Origin of the sequence: Micromonospora sp. NPDC005205, from assembly GCF_040608275.1 — a bacterium.
GTDB lineage: Bacteria > Actinomycetota > Actinomycetes > Mycobacteriales > Micromonosporaceae > Micromonospora.
Map to the genome: position 1 here is coordinate 145285 of NZ_JBEXHV010000005.1, position 19459 is coordinate 164743.

16 protein-coding genes are annotated in these 19459 nt (G+C 71.7%); 13 read left to right on the forward strand and 3 right to left on the reverse strand.

The features are described 5' to 3' along the window. The first annotated feature begins 135 nt into the window (after positions 1-135). The 10 genes from ABZU43_RS12300 to ABZU43_RS12345 all read left to right on the forward strand — a co-directional run bounded on the left by ABZU43_RS12300 (position 136) and on the right by ABZU43_RS12345 (position 11283). Positions 136-924: an ATP-binding cassette domain-containing protein gene (locus ABZU43_RS12300; RefSeq protein WP_355006583.1), complete on the forward strand. Its 789-nt coding sequence runs from the start codon at positions 136-138 to the stop codon at positions 922-924. A 58-nt stretch (positions 925-982) separates the two neighbouring features. Continuing rightward, positions 983-1705 (forward strand): ABC transporter ATP-binding protein, encoded by a 723-nt coding sequence (locus tag ABZU43_RS12305; protein ID WP_355006584.1) that lies wholly within the window; start codon positions 983-985, stop codon positions 1703-1705. Positions 1706-1735: 30 nt separating this feature from the next. Beyond that, a complete protein-coding gene (locus tag ABZU43_RS12310; protein ID WP_355006585.1) occupies positions 1736-2614 on the forward strand; it encodes a branched-chain amino acid ABC transporter permease in 879 nt (292 codons plus the stop codon). After that, positions 2611-3723 (forward strand): branched-chain amino acid ABC transporter permease, encoded by a 1113-nt coding sequence (locus ABZU43_RS12315; RefSeq protein ID WP_355006586.1) that lies wholly within the window; start codon positions 2611-2613, stop codon positions 3721-3723. The genes ABZU43_RS12310 and ABZU43_RS12315 overlap by 4 nt, the downstream gene beginning before the upstream one ends. 84 nt (positions 3724-3807) lie before the next feature. Next, on the forward strand, positions 3808-5094 hold the full coding sequence (locus ABZU43_RS12320; RefSeq protein ID WP_355006587.1) for an ABC transporter substrate-binding protein: 1287 nt from the start codon (positions 3808-3810) through the stop codon (positions 5092-5094). Positions 5095-5239: 145 nt separating this feature from the next. After that, positions 5240-6007, forward strand: a complete 768-nt coding sequence (locus ABZU43_RS12325) for an SDR family oxidoreductase (RefSeq protein ID WP_355006588.1) — start codon at positions 5240-5242, stop codon at positions 6005-6007. Between the two features lie 94 nt (positions 6008-6101). Further along, entirely contained in the window at positions 6102-6713 is a 612-nt protein-coding gene (locus ABZU43_RS12330; protein ID WP_355006589.1) for a TetR/AcrR family transcriptional regulator, read from the forward strand. A 64-nt stretch (positions 6714-6777) separates the two neighbouring features. Then, entirely contained in the window at positions 6778-9603 is a 2826-nt protein-coding gene (locus ABZU43_RS12335; protein ID WP_355006590.1) for an AAA family ATPase, read from the forward strand. Between the two features lie 46 nt (positions 9604-9649). Continuing rightward, the gene (locus ABZU43_RS12340) at positions 9650-10798 is read left to right on the forward strand and encodes an acyl-CoA dehydrogenase family protein (protein WP_355006591.1); all 1149 of its coding nucleotides are present in this window, start codon (positions 9650-9652) and stop codon (positions 10796-10798) included. 20 nt (positions 10799-10818) lie between these two features. Then, a complete protein-coding gene (locus ABZU43_RS12345; RefSeq protein ID WP_355006592.1) occupies positions 10819-11283 on the forward strand; it encodes a MaoC family dehydratase in 465 nt (154 codons plus the stop codon). A 73-nt stretch (positions 11284-11356) separates the two neighbouring features. Here ABZU43_RS12345 and ABZU43_RS12350 read toward each other — a convergent pair whose 3' ends face one another. From ABZU43_RS12350 to ABZU43_RS12360, 3 genes are all read right to left on the reverse strand, one after another. Continuing rightward, positions 11357-12511, reverse strand: a complete 1155-nt coding sequence (locus tag ABZU43_RS12350; RefSeq protein ID WP_355006593.1) for a cellulose binding domain-containing protein — start codon at positions 12509-12511, stop codon at positions 11357-11359. Between the two features lie 277 nt (positions 12512-12788). Next, complete coding sequence (locus tag ABZU43_RS12355) at positions 12789-13787, reverse strand: acetylxylan esterase (protein ID WP_355006594.1); 999 nt, start codon at positions 13785-13787, stop codon at positions 12789-12791. Between the two features lie 21 nt (positions 13788-13808). Beyond that, entirely contained in the window at positions 13809-14846 is a 1038-nt protein-coding gene (locus ABZU43_RS12360; protein ID WP_355006595.1) for a LacI family DNA-binding transcriptional regulator, read from the reverse strand. A 319-nt stretch (positions 14847-15165) separates the two neighbouring features. Here ABZU43_RS12360 and ABZU43_RS12365 point away from each other — a divergent pair, with 319 nt between their 5' ends. From ABZU43_RS12365 to ABZU43_RS12375, 3 genes are read left to right on the forward strand one after another with little or no spacing between them, the layout of a single operon-like run. Continuing rightward, entirely contained in the window at positions 15166-17529 is a 2364-nt protein-coding gene (locus ABZU43_RS12365; RefSeq protein ID WP_355006596.1) for a glycoside hydrolase family 3 N-terminal domain-containing protein, read from the forward strand. 10 nt (positions 17530-17539) lie between these two features. Further along, on the forward strand, positions 17540-18529 hold the full coding sequence (locus ABZU43_RS12370) for an ABC transporter permease subunit (protein WP_355006597.1): 990 nt from the start codon (positions 17540-17542) through the stop codon (positions 18527-18529). Continuing rightward, positions 18526-19437: a carbohydrate ABC transporter permease gene (locus ABZU43_RS12375; protein ID WP_355006598.1), complete on the forward strand. Its 912-nt coding sequence runs from the start codon at positions 18526-18528 to the stop codon at positions 19435-19437. Before ABZU43_RS12370 ends, ABZU43_RS12375 begins: the two co-directional genes overlap by 4 nt. Positions 19438-19459 lie beyond the last annotated feature (22 nt).

A 19459-nucleotide genomic window follows, 5' to 3' on the forward strand; every position in this document is an offset into this window, starting at 1 on the left:
GCGGTCACGGGGCGGTCGCCGCTGGCGGCCGCCCCGTCCACGTGCGTGAAGGGGGCATTGAAGGTCTTGACGCCTAACCCGAGAAACGTACACTGCGAGTGTAAATAAACACCCGCCACGACAGAGGGATGGGTGATGGAGCGCGGCCTTGAACTGCACCACATCGGCGTCCGTTTCGGCGGCCTCACCGCCCTCGACGACGTGTCCCTGCGGGTGCCACCCAACCGGGTGGTGGGCGTCATCGGGCCCAACGGCGCCGGCAAGACGACGCTGTTCAACGTGATCTGCGGCTTCGTCGCACCGGAGACGGGCTCACTCACCCTCGACGGCCGGCCGCTGCGACCACGGCCGCACCGGCTGACCCGGCTCGGCATCGCCCGGACCCTCCAGGGCACCGGGCTCTTCGCCGGGCTGAGCGTGCTGGAGAACGTGATGACCGGCGCTTCGCACACCGCCCGTGCCGGCTTCGTCCCGGCACTGCTCGGGCTGCCGGCCAGCGACCGCGACGAACGCCGGCTGCGCGCGGACGCCCTGGCCATCCTCGACGAGCTGGGCATCGCCGAGCATGCCGGGGCCGCACCGACCACCCTGCCCTTCGCCGTACGCCAGCGGGTCGCCCTGGCCCGCGCGCTCGCCGCCCGGCCCCGGCTGCTCCTGCTCGACGAGCCGGCCGGTGGCCTCGGGGCGGACGACATCGCCGAGCTGGGGGAGCTGGTCCGCCAACTGCCCCGGCGGGACACCGACCCCTGCGCCGTGCTCCTGGTCGAGCACCACATGGACCTGGTGATGGCCGTCTGCGACGAACTCGTGGTGCTCGACTTCGGCCGGGTCATCGCCGCCGGCACCCCGGACGAGATCCGCGACGACCCCGCGGTCACCGACGCGTACCTCGGTGCCACCGTCGAGGAAGAGGTCTCACCGTGAGCGCGAGGAGTGAGCCGGGTTTTCGAGCCCCGCAGTCGCGAACGAAAGGAGGTGCCGTGTGAGCGGCACCGATCTGCTCGTCGTGCGAGGGCTGGTCGCCGGTTACGGCGCCGCGCCCGTGTTGCGGGCCATCGACCTCACCGTCCCGGCCGGCACCATCGCCGCTGTCGTCGGCGCCAACGGCGCCGGCAAGACCACTCTCCTGCGGGCGCTCTCCGGCATGATCCGCCCGGCCGCCGGCCAGGTCCTGCTGGCCGGCGAGGACCTTCGCGGCACGCCGGTGGAGCAGCTCGTCCGACGCGGCATGGCGCACGTCCCGGAGGGTCGAGGCGTGATCAGCGAGCTGACCGTCGACGAGAACCTGCGGCTGGGCGGGCTGTGGCGGCGCGACCGGGCCGACGCCGGGCGGGCCCTCGACGAGGTCTACCAGCTCTTCGAGCCGCTCGCCCGACGCCGCCGGCACCTCGGTCACCAGCTCTCCGGCGGCGAGCGGCAGATGCTGGCGCTCGGTCGGGCCCTGGTCGGCCGACCCCGCCTGCTGCTGCTGGACGAGCCGTCGCTCGGCCTGGCGCCACGGGTCGTCGCCCGGACCATGGCCCTGCTCCGCCAACTGCGCGACCGCACCGGCCTGACCGTCCTGCTGGTCGAGCAGAACGTGCGCAGCGCGCTCGCCGTCGCCGACCAGGGCGTCGTGATGTCCCTCGGTCGGGTGGTGATCGCCGCCCCGGCGGCGCGGCTACGCGACGACGTCGACCTGCGCCACGCCTACCTCGGTTTCTGACCACCATCTCGTCCCCCGGAGGGAGGACTGTTGGACCGCTTCGTCTTCCTCACCGTCGACGGCCTGTCCCGCGGCGCGGTGTACGCCGCGTTCGCGCTGGCCCTGGTGCTCATCTGGCGGGCGGCGCGGGTCGTCAACTTCGCCCAGGGGGCGATGGCCGTCGCCGCCGCGTACGTCGCCTACACCGTCAGCACCGCTACCGGTTCCTACTGGCTGGGCTTCGTGGTCGCGATCGTCGCCGGCCTGCTGCTCGGCGCGCTGGTGGACCGGGTGGTGATGCGGCATGTCGATCACGCCTCACCGCTCAACCCGGTGATCGTCGCGCTCGGGCTGGTGCTGCTGATTCAGGCCGTGCTGGGAATGGTGTACGGCAGTGAGTTCCGCCCCGCCGAGGCCCCGTTCAGCCGGTCCGCCCTCACCGTGGGCGGCGTCGCCGTGCTGTCCCCGTACGACCTGTTCGTCTTCGCCACGATCGGCGTGGTGGTCAGTGGTCTGGCCTGGATGTTCGCGCGTACCCCGGTGGGGTTGCGGATGCGCGCGGCGGCCTTCGCTCCGGAGGTCTCCCGGCTGCTCGGGGTCAACGTCGGTGGGATGCTGACCCTCGGTTGGGCGCTCGCCTCCGGGGTGGGCGCGCTGGCCGCCATGCTGGTCCTGCCGACCGAGCTGGGCCTGCACCCGCACGCGATGGACCTGGTGTTCGTCTCGGCGTTCACCGCGGCGGTGGTCGGCGGGCTGGACAGTCCACCGGGGGCGGTGGTCGGTGGGCTGGTGGTGGGGTTGCTGCTCTCCTACGTGAGCGGCTACGCCGGCAGTGACCTCACCCCGCTCGCGGTGCTGGTCCTGCTGCTGGCGGTGCTGCTGGTCCGGCCCGGTGGGCTGTTCGCCCCGGTCGTGGCGAGGCGGGTGTGAGCGCCACGAAGGCGGCCGTGCCGCCGAGAGAGCAGCTCGACGACCCGGCCGGTCGGCCTGTCGACCGGCGACGGGGCTCCACCCTGCTGCGCCACCTCGCGGTGGTGCTGGCCGCCGGGTTGCTACTGGTGGCGGTCAGCTACTCCGTCGAGCCGTTCCGCAACTTCCAGCTCGCCACAGTGGCTGCCTACCTGTGCGCGACCGCCGGGCTGACAGTCCTCACCGGGCTCAACGGTCAACTGTCGCTCGGGCACGGCGCGCTGATGGCCACCGGTGCGTACACGGTGGCGCTGTGCCAGACCGCGTTCGCCGACCGCGGAATGACCGGCGGCTGGCTGTTGCCGCTGTCGTTGGCCGCGGCGATCGTCAGCACGGTCGCGGTCGGCGCGGTGGTCGGTGTGGCAGCGGCCCGGCTGCGCGGCCCCTATCTGGCCGGGCTCACCCTCGCGGTGGCCGTGGTGGTGCCGGCGCTGGCGGTCACCTTCGACGGCGTGTTCAACGGCGAGCAGGGGCTGTCGGTGCCGGTGGAGCCGCCGCCGCTGTCGCTCGGCCCGTACTTCCCGTACGAGCGGTGGCAGCTCTGGGTCACCGGCGCGGCCACCCTGCTCGCGTTGCTGCTGCTGGCGAACCTGATCCGCAGCCGGTACGGGCGGACCTTCCGGGCGGTCCGCGACGACGAGGTGGCGGCCCGCCTCGCCGGCATCCACGTGGCCCGCACCCAGGTTCTCGCCTTCGTGGTCAGCGCCGCCACCGCCGGGCTCGGCGGCGCGCTGCTGGCGGTGCTCGCGCAGAGCGTCTCACCCGGCGCGTTCTCGCTGACCCTGTCACTGTTCCTGCTGATGGCCGTGGTGATCGGTGGCCTGGGTCGACTGACCGGCGCGCTCTGGGGGGCGGTCCTGCTGGTCGCCCTGCCCGATCTCACCCACTCGCTGACCGGGATGCTCACGCTCTCGCCCGCGGTGGCGCAGCGGATGGAGGGCAATCTCCCCCTGGCGATCTTCGGACTCACCCTGATCGTCGTCATGATCGCCGCCCCCGGCGGTGTGCAGGGTCTGCTGTCGCGTCTCGGCCGGGCGTTGCTGGCCAGGCGGCCGACCCGGCGTTCCTGAGCTGTCCTCGGTCCGGCCTCGGCCGGGCGCCCCACCACCACACCGTTCCCCAGAAAACCGGACCGAGAAAGGTCGGTGTTTCCCATGCACCGTAAAGCGCATCGCGGCCTCGCGATCGCCAGCACCCTTGCCCTGCTCATCACCGCTGCCGGCTGTAGCGGCGACGACGGCCCCGGCTCCGGCGGGGCGTCGGTGCCAGGCGTCACCGGCACCGAGATCGTCGTCGGCACCCACATGCCGCTGACCGGGCCGGCCTCGGCCGGCTACTCGAAGATCGCCCCGGCGACGAAGGCGTACTTCGACTACGTCAACGCCAACGGTGGCGTGCACGGCCGCAAGATCACGTACAAGATCATGGACGACGGCTACAACCCGGCGAACACCCAGCAGGTGGTCCGCCAGCTCGTCCTCCAGGACAAGGTCTTCGCCATCCTCAACGGTCTGGGCACGCCGACGCACACCGGTGTGCTCGACTTCCTCAAGAGCAACCGGGTGCCCGACCTCTTCGTCGCCTCCGGCAGCCGCAGCTGGGACCAACCGGACAAGTATCCGGGCACGTTCGGGTTCAACCCGGACTACACGGTCGAGGGCAAGATCCTGGCCAACTACGCGAAGGCGAACCTGGCCGGCCAGAAGGTCTGCTTCCTCGGGCAGGACGACGACTTCGGCCGGGACAGCCTGGCCGGCGTGGAGAAGGTGCTCGGCGCCGGTGCCGTGGTGGCCAAGCAGACCTACGTCACCAGCAACACCAACGTGGCGCCGCAGATCGGCGCGTTCAAGGCGGCCGGCTGCCAGGTCGTCGTGCTCGCCACGGTGCCCGGCTTCACCGCGCTCTCCGTCGGCACGGCGGCGCGGCTGGGCTTCAAGCCGCAGTGGCTGGTCTCCAACGTCGGCGCCGACCACCCGACCCTGGCCAAGCAGCTCGGCGCGGCGGCGCCACTGCTGGAGGGCATGGTCGGCACCAACTACCTGCCGATGCAGAACGACACCGCCAACCCGTGGATCCAGCTCTTCACGAAGGTCAACAAGGAGCACAACGGGGACGCGCCGTTCGACGGCAACACCGTCTACGGGATGTCGGTCGGCTATCTCTTCGTGCAGACGCTGCTCGCCGCCGGCAAGGACCTCACCCGGGAGAAGGTCCTCGACGCCGTGCAGAAGGGCGGCTTCCAGGGCCCCGGGCTGGTGCCGCTGCGCTTCTCCGCCACTGACCACTCCGGGTACGGCGGCCAGCGGTTGAGCCGGGTGAGCGGGGGAGTGCAGAGCTACTTCGGGCCGGCGTACGAGACGGACGAGGCGGACGGGGCGGTCAACGAGTACACCGCCACCCCGGCTGCGCCGCCGGCGAACGGGGTGCCGACCGTCTCCTGAGGCCCCGCAGCCCCGACGTCCGACCGGGCGTGGTCCCGGCTGACCACGCCCGGTCGGACGGCTGCGCGCGTGCTGCCGGCACGGCCTGCCGGCCGACCGTCGAAGGCGTTGACCGATACCGATCGATGCTCCTACTATCTGCACCGTGAATGCATATTCGGGCCGGCTCGCGGGCCGGGCCGCCATCGTCACCGGCGCCAGTCGCGGAATCGGCCTGGCCATCGCCCAACGCCTCGTCGCCGAAGGCGCCCGGGTGGGCCTGACCGCCCGCCGCCCCGAAGGGCTGGCCGAGGCGGTCGCCACCCTCGGCGGTCCGGCACACGCCCTCGCGGTGCCGGGCCGGGCCGACGATCCCGAGCATCGAGCCGCCGCGGTGCGCGCGGTGACCGCGGCGTTCGGACCGGTGGATCTGCTGGTCAACAACACCGGCATCAACCCGGTGCACGGCCCGCTGGTCGAGCTGGACCTGGCCGCGGCCCGCAAGATCCTCGACGTGAACGTGGTCGCCGCGCTCGGCTGGGTGCAGGAAATCTGCGCCGCCGGCATGAGCGAGCGCGGTGGCTGCGTCGTCAACGTCTCGTCGATCGCCGGGCTCGGTCCGTCGCCCGGCATCGCCTGCTACGGGGTCAGCAAGGCCGCGCTCAACCACCTCACCGCCAGCCTCGCCGTGGAGCTTGGCCCGACGGTCAGGGTCAACGCTGTCGCTCCCGGCGTGGTGAAGACCCGCTTCGCCGCCGCCCTCTACGACGGACGGGAGGCCGAGGTTGCCGCGCGGTACCCGCTCGGGCGCCTCGGTCTGCCGTCCGACGTGGCCGGCGCGGTCGCCTTCCTGGCCTCCGACGACGCCAGTTGGATCACCGGGCAGACCATCGTCTGCGACGGCGGCGTCTCGCTGACCGGCCGGGCCGGATGACGGCGTCGGCGGAGCGTCCGGAGCCGCTGATCAACGCCTGTCTAGACTCGGCGGTGCGTCGGGGGACGCCGTGGCGGTGAGGGGGCGAGGGCGGATGGACGCAGTCGATGTGGCCGGTCGGGTCGACGGGCGTACCGCCCGCGCCGAGCGGACCCGCGCCGCCATCGTCGAGGCGCATCTCGCGCTCATCTCCGAGGGCGACCTCCGCCCGACCGGGGAGCGCATCTCCGAGCGGGCCGGCATCTCGCTGCGCACCCTCTGGACCAACTTCAAGGACATGGAGACGCTCTTCGAGGCCAGCGGCGCGGAGGTGCTCCGCCAGCAGGACGCCGCTTACCGGCCGATCTCACCCGGGCTGCCGTTGGCGAAGCGGGTCGACGCGTACTGCCGGCAGCGGGCTCGGCTGCTCCAGCTCATCGCGCCGTCGGCGCGGGCCGCCCAGATGCGTGAGCCGGTCTCCGAACAGCTGCACCGCAACCGTCTCAAGCACATCGAACGGGTCCGCGACGAGGTCGAGGAGCTGTTCGCCGTCGAGTTGGCCGAGGCCGGGGCGGGACGGGACCAGTTGCTCAACGCCCTGGTCGCGGCGAGCACCTGGCAGGCCTGGTCGATGCTGCGCTACGGGCTCGGTCTCGGCGTGGACCAGGCCCGCGCGGTGATGGCCCGGACCGTGGGCGCTCTGCTGGCCGAGGTCGCGCCCGACTGATTCCGGCCCGGCCCGATATCGCCCCCTCTTTCCATTCGGTTTCCGATGGGTAACACTGGCAGGCATGGTTACTGCATCAAGAGTGCAACTAACCGTGCTGCGTGGCCGGGACGACGAGTGCCGGGCTGTCCGGAGCCTGCTCGACGGCATGACCAACGCCGGCGGTGCCCTGCTGTTGCGCGGAGAGCCCGGATCGGGCCGGACCGCGCTTCTCGGCTACGCCCATCGACACGCCGAGAGTGGCTGCACAGTGCTCGCCGGCAGCGGGCTCGCCGAGGAGGCCGCCCTGCCGTACGCCGGCCTGCAACGTCTGGTCGACCCGGTGCTCGACCGGGCCGCCGCGCTCCCTTACGAGCAGCGCCATCTGCTGCGGCGCGCGCTCGCCGGGGAGAGCTGCCCGGCCGACCGGCAGTTGACCCTGTCGATGGCGGTGCTCGGGCTGCTCACCGCCGCCGCCCGGGACCGGCCCTTGCTCGCCACGATGGACGACATCGACCGAGGTGACCCGCAGACCGCGCAGGTGCTGGCGTTCGTGGCCCGCCGACTGCGGCACCTGCCGCTCGCCGTCCTGCTCACCGCCGACGTCACCGCCAACCTCGACGGGATACCGGCACACCGACTGCGCGCGCTGACCGAGCACGAGAGCCGCGCCGTCCTCACCGATCGACTCGATCGGCTGGCCGGGCGCGAGAGCGTCGACCGGCTTCCCGACCGGCCGGCCGCGTCGGCACTGACCGCGTTGGCCACGGTCGGCGGCGGCAACCCGCAGGCGCTGGTGGACCTCGCCGAGGTCCTGACCGCCGGGCAGTGGCGGGGCGAGGAGTCGCTGCCCGCCGCGCCACCGGCGGACGGAGCGCTGGGTCGCGCGTACCGTGCCCGGCTGGACCGGCTGCCCCCGGAGACCCGACGGGTGCTGTTGCTCGCCGCGCTCGATGAGGACGGCGAGCCGGGCACCCTGATTCGGGCCGCGGCGGCCGCGGGCGCCGAGGTCGAGGCGCTCGCCCCGGCGGAGGTCGCCGGCCTGGTCCGCGTCGAGCAACGCGGCGTCACCTTCCCGCAGCCGCTGGTGCGCACGATGATCGCGGCCAGCGCGCCGCTCGCGGAGCGCCGCGCGGCGCATCGACTGCTCGCCGAGGTGCTGGTCGCGGACGGGCAACGGCTGCGCCGGGCGATGCACCTCGCCGCCGCGACCGCGGGTGCCGATCCGGCCCTCGCCGCCGAGTTGGAACAGGCGGCGGTCGGCGGATCCGACGGCTGGGCTGCCGCCTCGATGGCCCTGCGGTGGGCCGCCGAACTGAGCGACCAGCCGAGGCTGACCGCCACCCGTCTGTTGGCCGCAGCCCGGTACGCCTGGGCCGGGGGACAACCCGACGAGGCCCGGCTGCTGCTCGACCGCCTCCGCGCGGTGGGCGTCGACCCGGTCGTTCGGGGCCGCGCCGACCTGCTCCGCGGCGAGCTGGAACTGCGCTGCGGCACCGCCTCGAGTGCGTCGGCCACACTGCTGGCCGCCACCGCGGCGGTGGCCGGCACCGACCGTGCCCTGGCGTTGACCGGGCTGGTACGCGCCGGCGAGGCGGTCTGCTTCACGGGCGACCAGTACCGCTACGCCGAGGTCGGACGGCGGGCGCTGGCGTTACGGCGCCCAGGCGACCCGCCGGCCCTGGAGGTCATGGGCTGTCTGATCGCCGGGGTGGCGGCGACCCTGCGGGGCGACCACCAGCGGGCCGGGCCCGCGCTGCGCCGCGCCGTGGTGCTGGGTGACCGGCTGACCGGTTCGGCGTTGACCCCCACCGCGCTCAGCTGCGCCGCGGCGGCCGGACTGCTGGTGGCCGTGGACGGCGCGGCCCACCGGCTCGCCGAACGCGCGGTCGAGCTGGCCCGGGAACGGGGTGAGCTGTCCATGCTGTCGCGGGCGTTGGAGCTGCGGGCGGTCGCCGAGTACTGGTTGGGTCGACACGAGGCGGCGGCCGAGACCTCCCGCGACGGGCTGCGCGTCGCCCGGGCGACCGGGCAGGTCAACTGCGCCAACGTCCACCTGGGCATGCTGGCCGTCCTCGCCGCGATCCGGGCCGATCGGGAGACCAGCCTGCGGCGGATTCGTGAGATCGGCGAGTCGCCGACGCCGGGCAGCCGCCCGCACGCGCTCGCCGCGTGGGCCCTGGCGGTGCTCGACCTGGTGGACGGCCGGCATGCCGAGGCGGCGGACCGGTTGGCGTCGCTGTCCCGGCTCGGCACGCGCCGAGGTCAGGTCCTCGTGCAGGTGATGGCCACTCCGTACCTGGTGGAGGCGGCGGCGCACCTGGCGCACCGGCCGGCGGCGACGGCCGCGCTCGCCGCGTTCGACAGGTGGGCCAGCAGCACCGCGAGCCCGTTGCGCCGGGCCCTGTCCGCGCGGTGCCACGCACTGCTCGCCCCTCGGGGCGGCACCGACGCGGAACGGGACTTCGAGGCGGCGCTGCGCCTGCACCCCACCGAGGCCGGCACGTTCGAGCGGGCCCGCACCGAACTGCTCTTCGGTCAGGAGTTGCGCCGCAGTCGACGCCCTCGCGACGCGCGGACGCACCTGCACCAGGCCCGCGAGATGTTCAGCCTGCTCGGGGTGGAGTGCTGGGCCGAGCAGGCCACCACGGAGCTGCGGGCGGCCGGGGAGTCGATCGGTCCGCCGGACCTGCCCGCGGCGCGGTTGTTGACCGGCCAGCAACTGCGGATCGCCGAGTTGGTCGCCGAGGGCGCCACCAACCGGGAGATCGCCGCCCGGATGTTCCTCTCCACCCGTACGGTCGACCACCACCTGCGCAACGTGTTCCACCGGCTGGGTATCCGTTCGCGGACCGAGCTGGCCCGCGCGTTCACGGCCGAACGGCACGCCGGTCTGAGCTCCGACCGGTGAACGCCCGGTCTGGACGCGTTTAACTATCACCGCTAGTTTGTGCGTCATGGACCTCACCCTCTCCGCCGAGCAGGCGGCGGTCCGCCAGTTGGCCGCCGAGTTCGCCGACCGCGAGCTGCTACCGCACGCAGCCGCCTGGGACCGCCGCGAATCGGTCGACCCCGCCATCGTCGGCATGCTCGGTGACCTGGGCTTCCTGGGGCTGACCATCGCCGAGGCCGACGGCGGTTCCGGCGGCGACCACCTCGCGTACTGCCTGGTCCTGGAGGAACTGGGCCGGGGAGACTCGGCGGTGCGTGGCATCGTCTCGGTCTCCCTCGGCCTGGTCGCGAAGTCGATTGCCGCGCACGGGAGCGCGGAGCAGCGGGCCGAGTGGTTACCAGGGCTCTGCGCCGGCACCGCACTCGGCTGCTTCGCGCTGACCGAGCCGGACAGCGGCTCGGACGCGGCCGCACTGCGCACCCGTGCGGTCCGCGACGGCACCGACTGGTTGCTCACCGGCACGAAGATGTTCATCACCAACGGCACCACGGCCGACGTCGCGCTGGTCTTCGCCCGCACCGGCGGCCCCGGGCACCGAGGAATCACCGCGTTCCTGGTGCCCACCGACAGCCCGGGGCTGACCCGGCGGGAGATCCACGGCAAGCTCGGTCTGCGCGGTCAGGCCACCGGCGAGCTGGGCTTCGACGAGGTGCGTGTGCCCGACACGGCCCGTCTCGGCGCCGAAGGCGCCGGATTTCGGCTGGCCCTGGCCACCCTCGCCAAGGGCCGGATGTCGGTGGCCGCCGGGTGCGTCGGCATCGCGCAGGGCTGCCTCGACGCGGCGGTCGGTTACGCCGGGCAGCGCACCCAGTTCGGCAAGCCGATCGCGGGGCACCAGCTCGTCCAACAACTGCTCGCCGCCATCGCTGTGGACACCGCCGCCGCCCGGCTGCTGGTGTGGCAGGTGGCCGACCTGATCGACAGTGACCAGCCGTTCGCCACCGAGGCGTCGATGGCCAAGCTCTTCGCCAGTGAGGCCGCCGTCCGCGCGGCCAACAACGCGGTCCAGGTCTTCGGTGGGTACGGCTACATCGACGAGTATCCGGTCGGCAAGTATCTGCGCGACGCCCGGGTCGCCACGCTCTATGAGGGCACCAGTCAGATTCAGCAACTCCTCATCGGACGCGCGCTCACCGGCGTCAACGCCTTCTAGTACCTGTAGGGAGATCCGGCATGAGAGTGTTCACCTCGTTCGAGGAGCTGGCCGCCGCGACCGGCGAGAGCCTCGGGCCCGGTCCGTGGCAGCGCGTCGAGCAGAGCCGCGTCGACCTCTTCGCCGACGCCACCGACGACCACCAGTGGATCCATCTCGACCCGGTCCGAGCCGCGGCGGGGCCGTTCGGCGGGACGATCGCCCACGGGTACCTCACCCTGTCGCTGTTGCCGGCGTTGGCGGGCGGGCTCTACCGGGTCGAGGGGGTGGCGATGGGCGTCAACTACGGGTTGAACCGGGTGCGCTTCCCCGCGCCGCTGCGGGTCGGCGCCGCCGTACGGGCCACCGCCACCATCGCCGACGTGTCGCCGGTCAGCGGCGGTGTGCAGCTGGTCGTGACGGTCACCGTGGAGAGCGACAGCGGCGGCAAGCCCGTCTGCGTGGCCGAGACCGTGAGCCGGCTCTACGGCGCTGCGCAGCAGTGACCGCTCGACCCCCGCGTCGGCGGTCGTCGGCGCGGTGCCGAGCCGGTGTGACCCGGCACCGCGACGGTTGGTGTCAGGCGAGCGTGCAGGCGGTGCCGTTGAGGGTGAATGCGGCCGGCCGACCGGTGCCACCCGTGTGGGTTGCCTGGAAGCCGATGTCGACCGAGGTGTTCGGCGCGATCGTCGCGTTGTAGGACACGTTTCGGGCGGTCACCGCTCCGCTGGACGGGGAGTAGGTGGCGTTCCACCCGCTGGTGATGCTCTGCCCACCGGGCAGCGTGAACGCCAGGCTCCAACCGTTCACCGGCGTGCTGCTGGTGTTGGTCACCGAGACCGACGCGGTGAGACCGCTGTTCCAGGCGTTGATCGTGTACGAGACGCGGCAGTCACCGGACGGCGGGGGCGTGGTCGGAGGGGGCGTGGTGGGCGGGGGCGTGGTCGGAGGGGGAGTGGTCGGAGGGGTGTCGCCCCCGATGCTGCCGGGCACCGCACGGAGGGCGTCGTACCAGGCGGCGGCCATCTTGCGGTAGCCGGTGGCGTTCGGGTGCACCCCGTCGGCCAGGTCGCTGAGCGTCAGGGCGCGGTACATGTCGACAAGGTGTACGCGTTTGCCGGCGGCGGCCCGGCTCTGCACGATCCCGGGGATCGCGGCGTTGTAGCCCCGGACCTGGTTGTCAGCGCCGGACTTCGGGATGATCGTCGCGACGAACACGTCGGCGTTCGGGGCGGTGTTGGTGATCCGGTCGACGAGAGTGGCCAGCCGGGACGGGGCCCCGGACGTGTCGCCGTACATGTCGTTGGTGCCGATGTGCAGCAGCACGGTCCGCGGATTCGTGGCCCGCAACCAGTTCACCACGTTGGCGTCGATCTGGGCGATGGTCCAGCCAGAGTGGCCCTGGTGGTCGTGGTCGCCGAGGCTGGCTGGCCCGTTGAACTGGGAGCCGACGAAGTCGATCCGGTAACCACCGGACGTGAACCGCTGCCACAACTCGATCCGGTAACCACCGGGGACGTTGAATCCGTCGGTGATCGAGTCGCCGAGCGGCATCACGCGCACGCCGCCGTTGGACTCCGCGCTGGCGGGAGTGGTCGCGATCGGCACGGCGGCGACAATGGCGGCGACGGCGGCCAGGGCCGTCCACCATCGACGAGCCCGCCGGGGCCTCGACGTCGGTGCGTTGCCGGTCGGTGCGAGAGGGACGGGTTGCACGAGCGTTGGACTGCGCATGGGACTTCCTCTGGTGGGGGTGCGCGACATCAGCGGCCACCGGCGAGACGGCTGCCGTCATGACGCGGTACGCGGAGGTGGGGTGCGCGGCACGACCAACAACCCGGACGTCTGCACTGGTGGTCGTGGCGATGCACGGCGGGCACCGGCCGTCGAGGATCTGGCGGGACGGACCGGGAAGCCGTGGCGGAGGTGTGCCCTGCACCTCGCCTGACGCACCATAGCGTGTTATCGCTAACACCGGCAACGCATCAGCACCCGACGATGCCTCGGGCGTTCAGGCCCGCGCTGGATGGAGGACCGAGCCCAGCCAGCGCAGCTGACGCCGCACGTGCACGGCCTCGCCGCCCTCATGGCCGTTGAACGGGTAGACGTGCATCTCCCGCTCGGGCGGGACCGGCCTCCCGTTCGCGGCGCCGTAGTGGTTGTAGGCGGCGAAGGCGGTTCGCGGCGGGCAGACGGTGTCGCGTCCGCCGATGCCGAAGTGCGCCGGCGCAGTCGCCCGACGCGCGAAGTTCACCCCGTCGACATAGGACAGCGTGCGCCACACCGCCTCCTGGGCCTCCCGGTGCACCGCCAGGTACCGGGCGATCTCGCCGTACGGCGCGAGGTCGGTGAGCGCGACGGCCCGGCGCATGTCGCACAGGAACGGGGCGGTGGTCAGCACCGCGCTGAGATCCTCGACGAGACCCGCCACCGCCAGGGCGATGCCGCCACCCTGGCTGTTGCCGACCACGGTGACCCGGTCACCCTCGACCCCCGGCAGCGCGCGGACCGCCTCGACCGCCCGCACCGCGTCGGTTATCAGGCGGCGGTAGTGGTAGGTGCGCGGATCGAGGATCCCCCAGGTGGCCGGCCAGGGCCCGCCGGGCGCGCCGTGCGGGTCGGGGGTGTCCCCGGCGCCGTGCTGCCCCGCCTGTCCCCGGTTGTCCATCAGCAGGTGCGCGTACCCGGCCACCGCCCAGGTCGGGCGTTCGTGGGGCAGACCGCGCCCGCGCCCGTAGCCGGCGTACTCGACCACGGCCGGCAGCGGTTCGCTGACCCCGGCCGGGCGGGTGTACCAGGCGCGGACCGGGTCACCACCGAAGCCGGCGAACGTGACGTCCCAGGAGTCGAGCAGCCGCAGGTCGGTGGGTTCGGGGCGGACGTCGACGAGCACCGGTACGGCTGCCGCCCCGGTGAGCGTGTCCCGCCAGAACTCGTCGAAGTCGTCGGGTTCGGCGACCTCGGGTGCGTACCGCTGGAGGTCGTCGAAGGTGGAGGCGGTGTGGGGCACGGGTCCTCGCAGGGGCCGGGGTCAGTGCGGATGGGCGGGGGGCGCGGTGCTCTCCCGGAGGACCAACTCGGTCACCAGGTCGATCCGGCTGGTCGCCGGCTCGTTCCCCCTGGTCAGGTCGAGCAACATCTGGGTGGCGATGCCGGCCATGTCGCGCAACGGCTGGTTGATCGTGGTGAGCGCCGGGTCGGTCCAGGCGGAGACCGGCAGGTTGTCGTACCCGATCACCGAGAGGTCCTCGGGCACTCGCAGGCCGCACTGACGGGCGGCCCGGAGCACCCCCATGGCCTGAATGTCCGACCCGGCGAAGATCGCCGTGGGTCGGTCCGGCCGCTGGAGCAGTTGCAGCCCGTGGGCGTGCCCCGCTCCGGCGGAGAAACTGCCGTAGCGGATCAGCTCGCGATCGACCACGATTCCGGCTTCGTCGTGGGCCGACTGGAAGCCGGCCGCGCGGGCTCGACTGCACAGCACGTCGGGTGGCCCGGAGATGATGGCGATCCGTCGGTGCCCCAGCTCCAGCAGGTGCCGGGCGGCGAGCAGGCCGCCGTTCCAGTTGTTCGACCCGACGGTCGGCACTGAGGCCGAGGTGGCGCTGTCGGTGTCGACGACGACGAACGGAATGCCCTGCCGGCGCAGGTGCTGCTGTTGGGCCTCGGCCAGGTGGGAGAGGACGAACACCACGCCCAGGGGGCGGTCGGCGAGTAACGCCTCCAACCATCGTGCCGGCGGGCGGTGCGCGCCGTCGAGCTGGGCGATCGACAGCCCGATGCCGGCCGCTGAGGTCACCGCCTCGACGCCCCGCAGGATCTCCATGGCCCAACCCGTGTCGAACTCGTGGAACACGAGGTCCACCCGGCCGCCGCTGGTCGCCTGTCGCCGGGCGCGGCGCTGGTACTGGTGGCGGTCGAGGCTCGCCTCCACCCGGGCTCTGGTGCCGGGGGCGACATCACCGCGGCCGTTGAGGACCTTGGACACGGTCGCGACCGAGACGCCGACATCGTTGGCGATGGTTGCGATGGTGGTGGAGGCGGGTGGGTCGAGCGGGCGGTGCTCTGTCATCGCGGCCTCATACAACATCCGAAAGTTTCGGGCGACCTTAACATGATGGGACATTCACGCCAGTAGTTGCCGCACTCGGACTGCGCATTGGCTGGACATCGCGCGGCTCGTTGGCAACGGAACGCCGATCGCGGGCTCACCGTGTGCAGGAAACATCCCCTGGTAGTCCGATTGGGACACTTGACAGGCATCGATGGGACACTTAGGTTGCCGAAAAGGTTACGCAGGTTTCCGGAAAGTTTCGGATCGTGAGAAACGTCCGCCACGGAACTGGTTCCACCAGGGCACGGGGATGTGGCCGGAGCTAAGGGGTCAGGGCATGAGAAGTCAGTCGCTCTCCGACGGCGGCGCCGCGCCGTGGCGTGATCAGCGGCTGTCGCCGACCGAGCGGGCCGACGCGCTCCTGCCGAAGATGTCCCTCGAAGAGAAGATCGCCCAGCTCGTCGGGGTCTGGGTTGGCGCCGACGCCAGCGGCGAGGGCGTCGCACCGCACCAGTCGGACATGATCAGCGAGTTGCCGCCGTGGAGCACTGTCATCCGGTACGGGTTGGGCCAGCTGACCCGTCCGTTCGGCACCGCCCCGGTCGACCCGGTGCTCGGCGCCCGGTCACTGGCGGCCTCGCAGGCGCAGATCGTGGCCGCCAGTCGGTTCGGCATCCCGGCGCAGGTGCACGAGGAGTGCCTCACCGGGTTCGCGGCGTGGCGGGCCACCGTCTACCCGACTCCGCTGAGCTGGGGCGCGTCCTTCGACCCCGAACTGGTCGAGGCGATGGCCGATCGGATCGGGCGGTCGATGCGGGCCGCCGGTGTGCACCAGGGCCTCGCCCCGGTGCTGGACGTCACCCGGGACTACCGCTGGGGTCGTACCGAGGAGACGATCGGCGAGGACCCCTACCTGGTCGGGACGACAGGTGCCGCCTACGTGCGGGGCCTGGAGCGGGCCGGTGTGGTGGCCACGCTGAAACACTTCGCCGGCTACTCCGCCTCCCGAGGCGGACGCAACCTCGCGCCGGTGCCGATGGGCCGCCGCGAGCTGGCCGACGTCATCCTGCCGCCGTTCGAGATGGCGCTGCGCCTCGGCGGCGCCCGCTCGGTGATGAACTCCTACGCCGAGATCGACGGCCTGCCCGTCGCGGCTGACCGTGGGCTGCTGACCGGGTTGTTGCGTGACGAGTGGGGCTTCACCGGCACAGTGGTGGCCGACTACTTCGCCGTACGGTTCCTGCAGACCCTGCACGGAGTCGCCGGGGATGCCGCGGACGCGGCCCGGCTCGCCCTGCGGGCCGGGATCGACGTCGAGTTGCCCACCGTGGACGCCTTCGGCGAACCGTTGGTCGAGGCGGCCCGCCGCGGCGAGGTCGACGAGGCGCTGATCGACTGCGCGCTGCGGCGGGTGCTGATCCAGAAGATCGAGCTCGGTCTGCTCGACGAGGGCTGGCAGGAGCTGCCCGACGACGTGGCGTCCCTGCGCTTCGACGACGAGGCCAGCCAGGAGATTGCCCTTCGCCTGGCCCGGGAGTCAGTCGTCCTGGTGCGCAACACCGGCGTCCTCCCGCTGGCCGTGGCAAGCCGGGTCGCCCTGGTCGGCCCGGTCGCCGACGACCCGATGGGCATGCTCGGCTGCTATTCGTTCCCCAACCACGTGGGCGTCAACCACAGCGACTTCGGGCTCGGCCTGGCCATCCCCACACTGCGCGACGAGTTGGCCCGGCGCGTCCCGATGCTCACCCACGAGCCGGGGTGCACCGTCACCGGTGACGACACCTCGGGCATCCCGGCAGCGGTCGCCGCTGCCGCCGCCGCCGACGTGTGCGTGCTGGCCGTCGGCGACCGGGCGGGAATGTTCGGCCGGGGCACCTCCGGTGAGGGCTGCGACGCCGTCGACCTGCGACTACCCGGCGTGCAGAGCGACCTCGTCCGCGCCGTTCTCGCCACCGGCACCCCTGTCGTCCTGGTCCTGATGGCCGGCCGCCCGTACGCGCTCGGCCCGGAGTTCGACGACGCGGCGGCCGTGGTGCAGGCGTTCTTCCTCGGCCAGCTCGGTGGGCAGGCACTCGCCGAGGTGCTCACCGGCGCGGTCAACCCCTCCGGACGGTTGCCGGTCAGCGTGCCCCGCGACGCCGGCGGGCTGCCGAGCACCTACCTCGCGCCACCGCTCGGCCGGCGCAACAAGGTCTCCTCGATCGACCCGAGCCCGGCGTACCCGTTCGGCCACGGGCTGAGCTACACCACCTTCGAGTGGTCCGACGCCACTGTGGTCGAACCGCGTGAAGATCCGACCGCCTGGCCGGTCGACGGCGAGGTACGGGTGCGGATCACCGTCGCCAACACCGGTGAGCGGGCCGGCACCGAGGTCGTGCAGCTCTACCTGCACGACCCGGTCGCGCAGACCACCCGTCCGGTGGTCCGGCTGATCGGTTACACCCGGCTGCCGCTGGCGCCCGGCGAGGTGGCGCACGTGACGTTCGGCGTACCTGCCGACGTGGCGTCGTTCACCGGGCTGACCGGCAGACGGATCGTCGAGCCCGGCGACGTCGAGCTGCGGTTCGGCCGCTCCAGCGGCGAGGTGGCGGCGGCCCTGCCGCTGCGACTGGTCGGCTCCGAACGCCAGGTCGGTTTCGAGCGGGAACTGCTCACCTCGGTGCGGGTCGAGCCCCTCGTGGCCGCTGCGCAGTCGGCATAGGAGGCCACGGATGACATCCACCCTGCGGCCACCGCCGCCGGCGCCGCCGAGTCCTCCGCAGCGGGCGCAGAGCCCTGCCCCGCGCTCGCCACGACGCCGTCGCAGTTGGCGGCAGGCACTGCGCCGGGACTGGCAGCTCTACTCCCTCGCCATCCTGCCGCTGCTGTTCTTCCTGGTGTTCCGATATCTGCCGATGATCGGCAACATCATCGCGTTCCGTCGGTTCAAGCCGGGCGGCAGCATCTTCGGTGAGTACTGGGTCGGGCTGCGCTACTTCCGGATGTTCCTCAGCGACCCGACGTTCTGGGAGGTGTTCACCAACACCCTGGTGCTCGGGGCGCTGACCCTGCTGTTCTGCTTCCCGCTGCCCATCGTGCTGGCGTTGCTGCTCAACGAGGTCCGGGCCCGCCGCTTCAAGCGGTTCGTCCAGTCCGTGTCCTACCTGCCGCACTTTTTGTCGATCGTGATCGTGGCGGCGATGGTCATGCAGTTGACCTCGATCGAGGGCACGGCCAACCAACTCGTCAGCCTGTTCGGCGGCGACCCGGTGGCGTTCCTGCAGAGACCCGAGTGGTTCCGCACCATCTACGTCTCGTCCGAGGTCTGGCAGACGGTCGGCTGGGGCACGATCCTCTACCTCGCCGCCCTCACCACCATCGACGAGGACCTGTACGAGGCCGCCCGGATCGACGGCGCCGGCCGGCTGCGCCAGACCTGGCACATCACGTTGCCCGGCATCCGCCCGACGATGATGACTTTGCTGATCCTCAACATCGGCAGCTTCCTGGCCGTCGGGTTCGAGAAGATCCTGCTGCTCTACAACCCGTTGACGTACCCGACGGCCGACGTGGTCTCCACCTATCTGTTCCGGATGGGCTTCCAGTCGAGCAACTTCAGCTACGCGGCTGCCATCGGCCTCTTCGAGGCGGTGATCGGGCTGATCCTCGTCCTGTCGGCGAACATCATCTCCCGTCGCACTGTGGGGACGAGCCTGTGGTGACCTTCGGTACGAAGATCGACGCCCCGAAGACGCGCGGGCCGGACGACAGCCGGGGTTACCGGATCTTCCGCGTCGTCAACACCGTCGTCCTGCTCGGCGTCGTGGTCGTGACGTTGTACCCGTTCCTCAACATCGTGGCCCGCTCGCTCAGCGAAGAGGCGTACATCATCGCCGGCAAGGTCACCTTCTTCCCGCGCGGGTTCGACCTGACCGCGTACAAGCTGGTGATGTCCGACTCGATGTTCTGGACGAACTACCGCAACACTGTGGTGTACACGGTGGTCGCGACGCTCATCTCGATCGTGCTGACCACCTGTTACGCGTACGTGCTGTCGAAGCCGCAGCTCAAGGGACGCGGAGTGCTCGTCGGTGTCGCGCTGTTCACCATGTTCTTCTCCGGTGGCCTGATTCCCAACTACGTGCTGGTCACCAGCCTGGGCATGAAGAACACCATCTGGGCCGTGGTGATCCCCAATGCCATCAGCGTGTTCAACCTGCTGGTCATGAAGGCGTTCTTCGAGAGTCTGCCGAGCGAGCTGGAGGAGGCCGCAGCCGTCGACGGGCTGAACACGTACGGCATCCTGCTGCGGATCGTGCTGCCGCTGTCGAAGGCGATCATCGCGACGATGGTGCTCTTCTATGCGGTCTCCTTCTGGAACTCGTGGTTCACCGCGTTCCTCTACATCGACCGGCAGGATCTGCTGCCGGTCACCGTGTACCTGCGCAACCTGATCGCGGGTGCCACCGACGCACAGCAGTCAGGCGCGGCCGAGGCCGACGTCGTGCAGGCCGCGGCCACACTCCAGGCCGTGACGATCGTGCTCACCACCCTGCCGATCCTGGCGGTCTACCCCTTCGTCCAGCGGTACTTCGTCCGCGGCGTGATGCTCGGCGCGGTCAAGGGATGACGCCGGCGCCGCACCGCTTCCC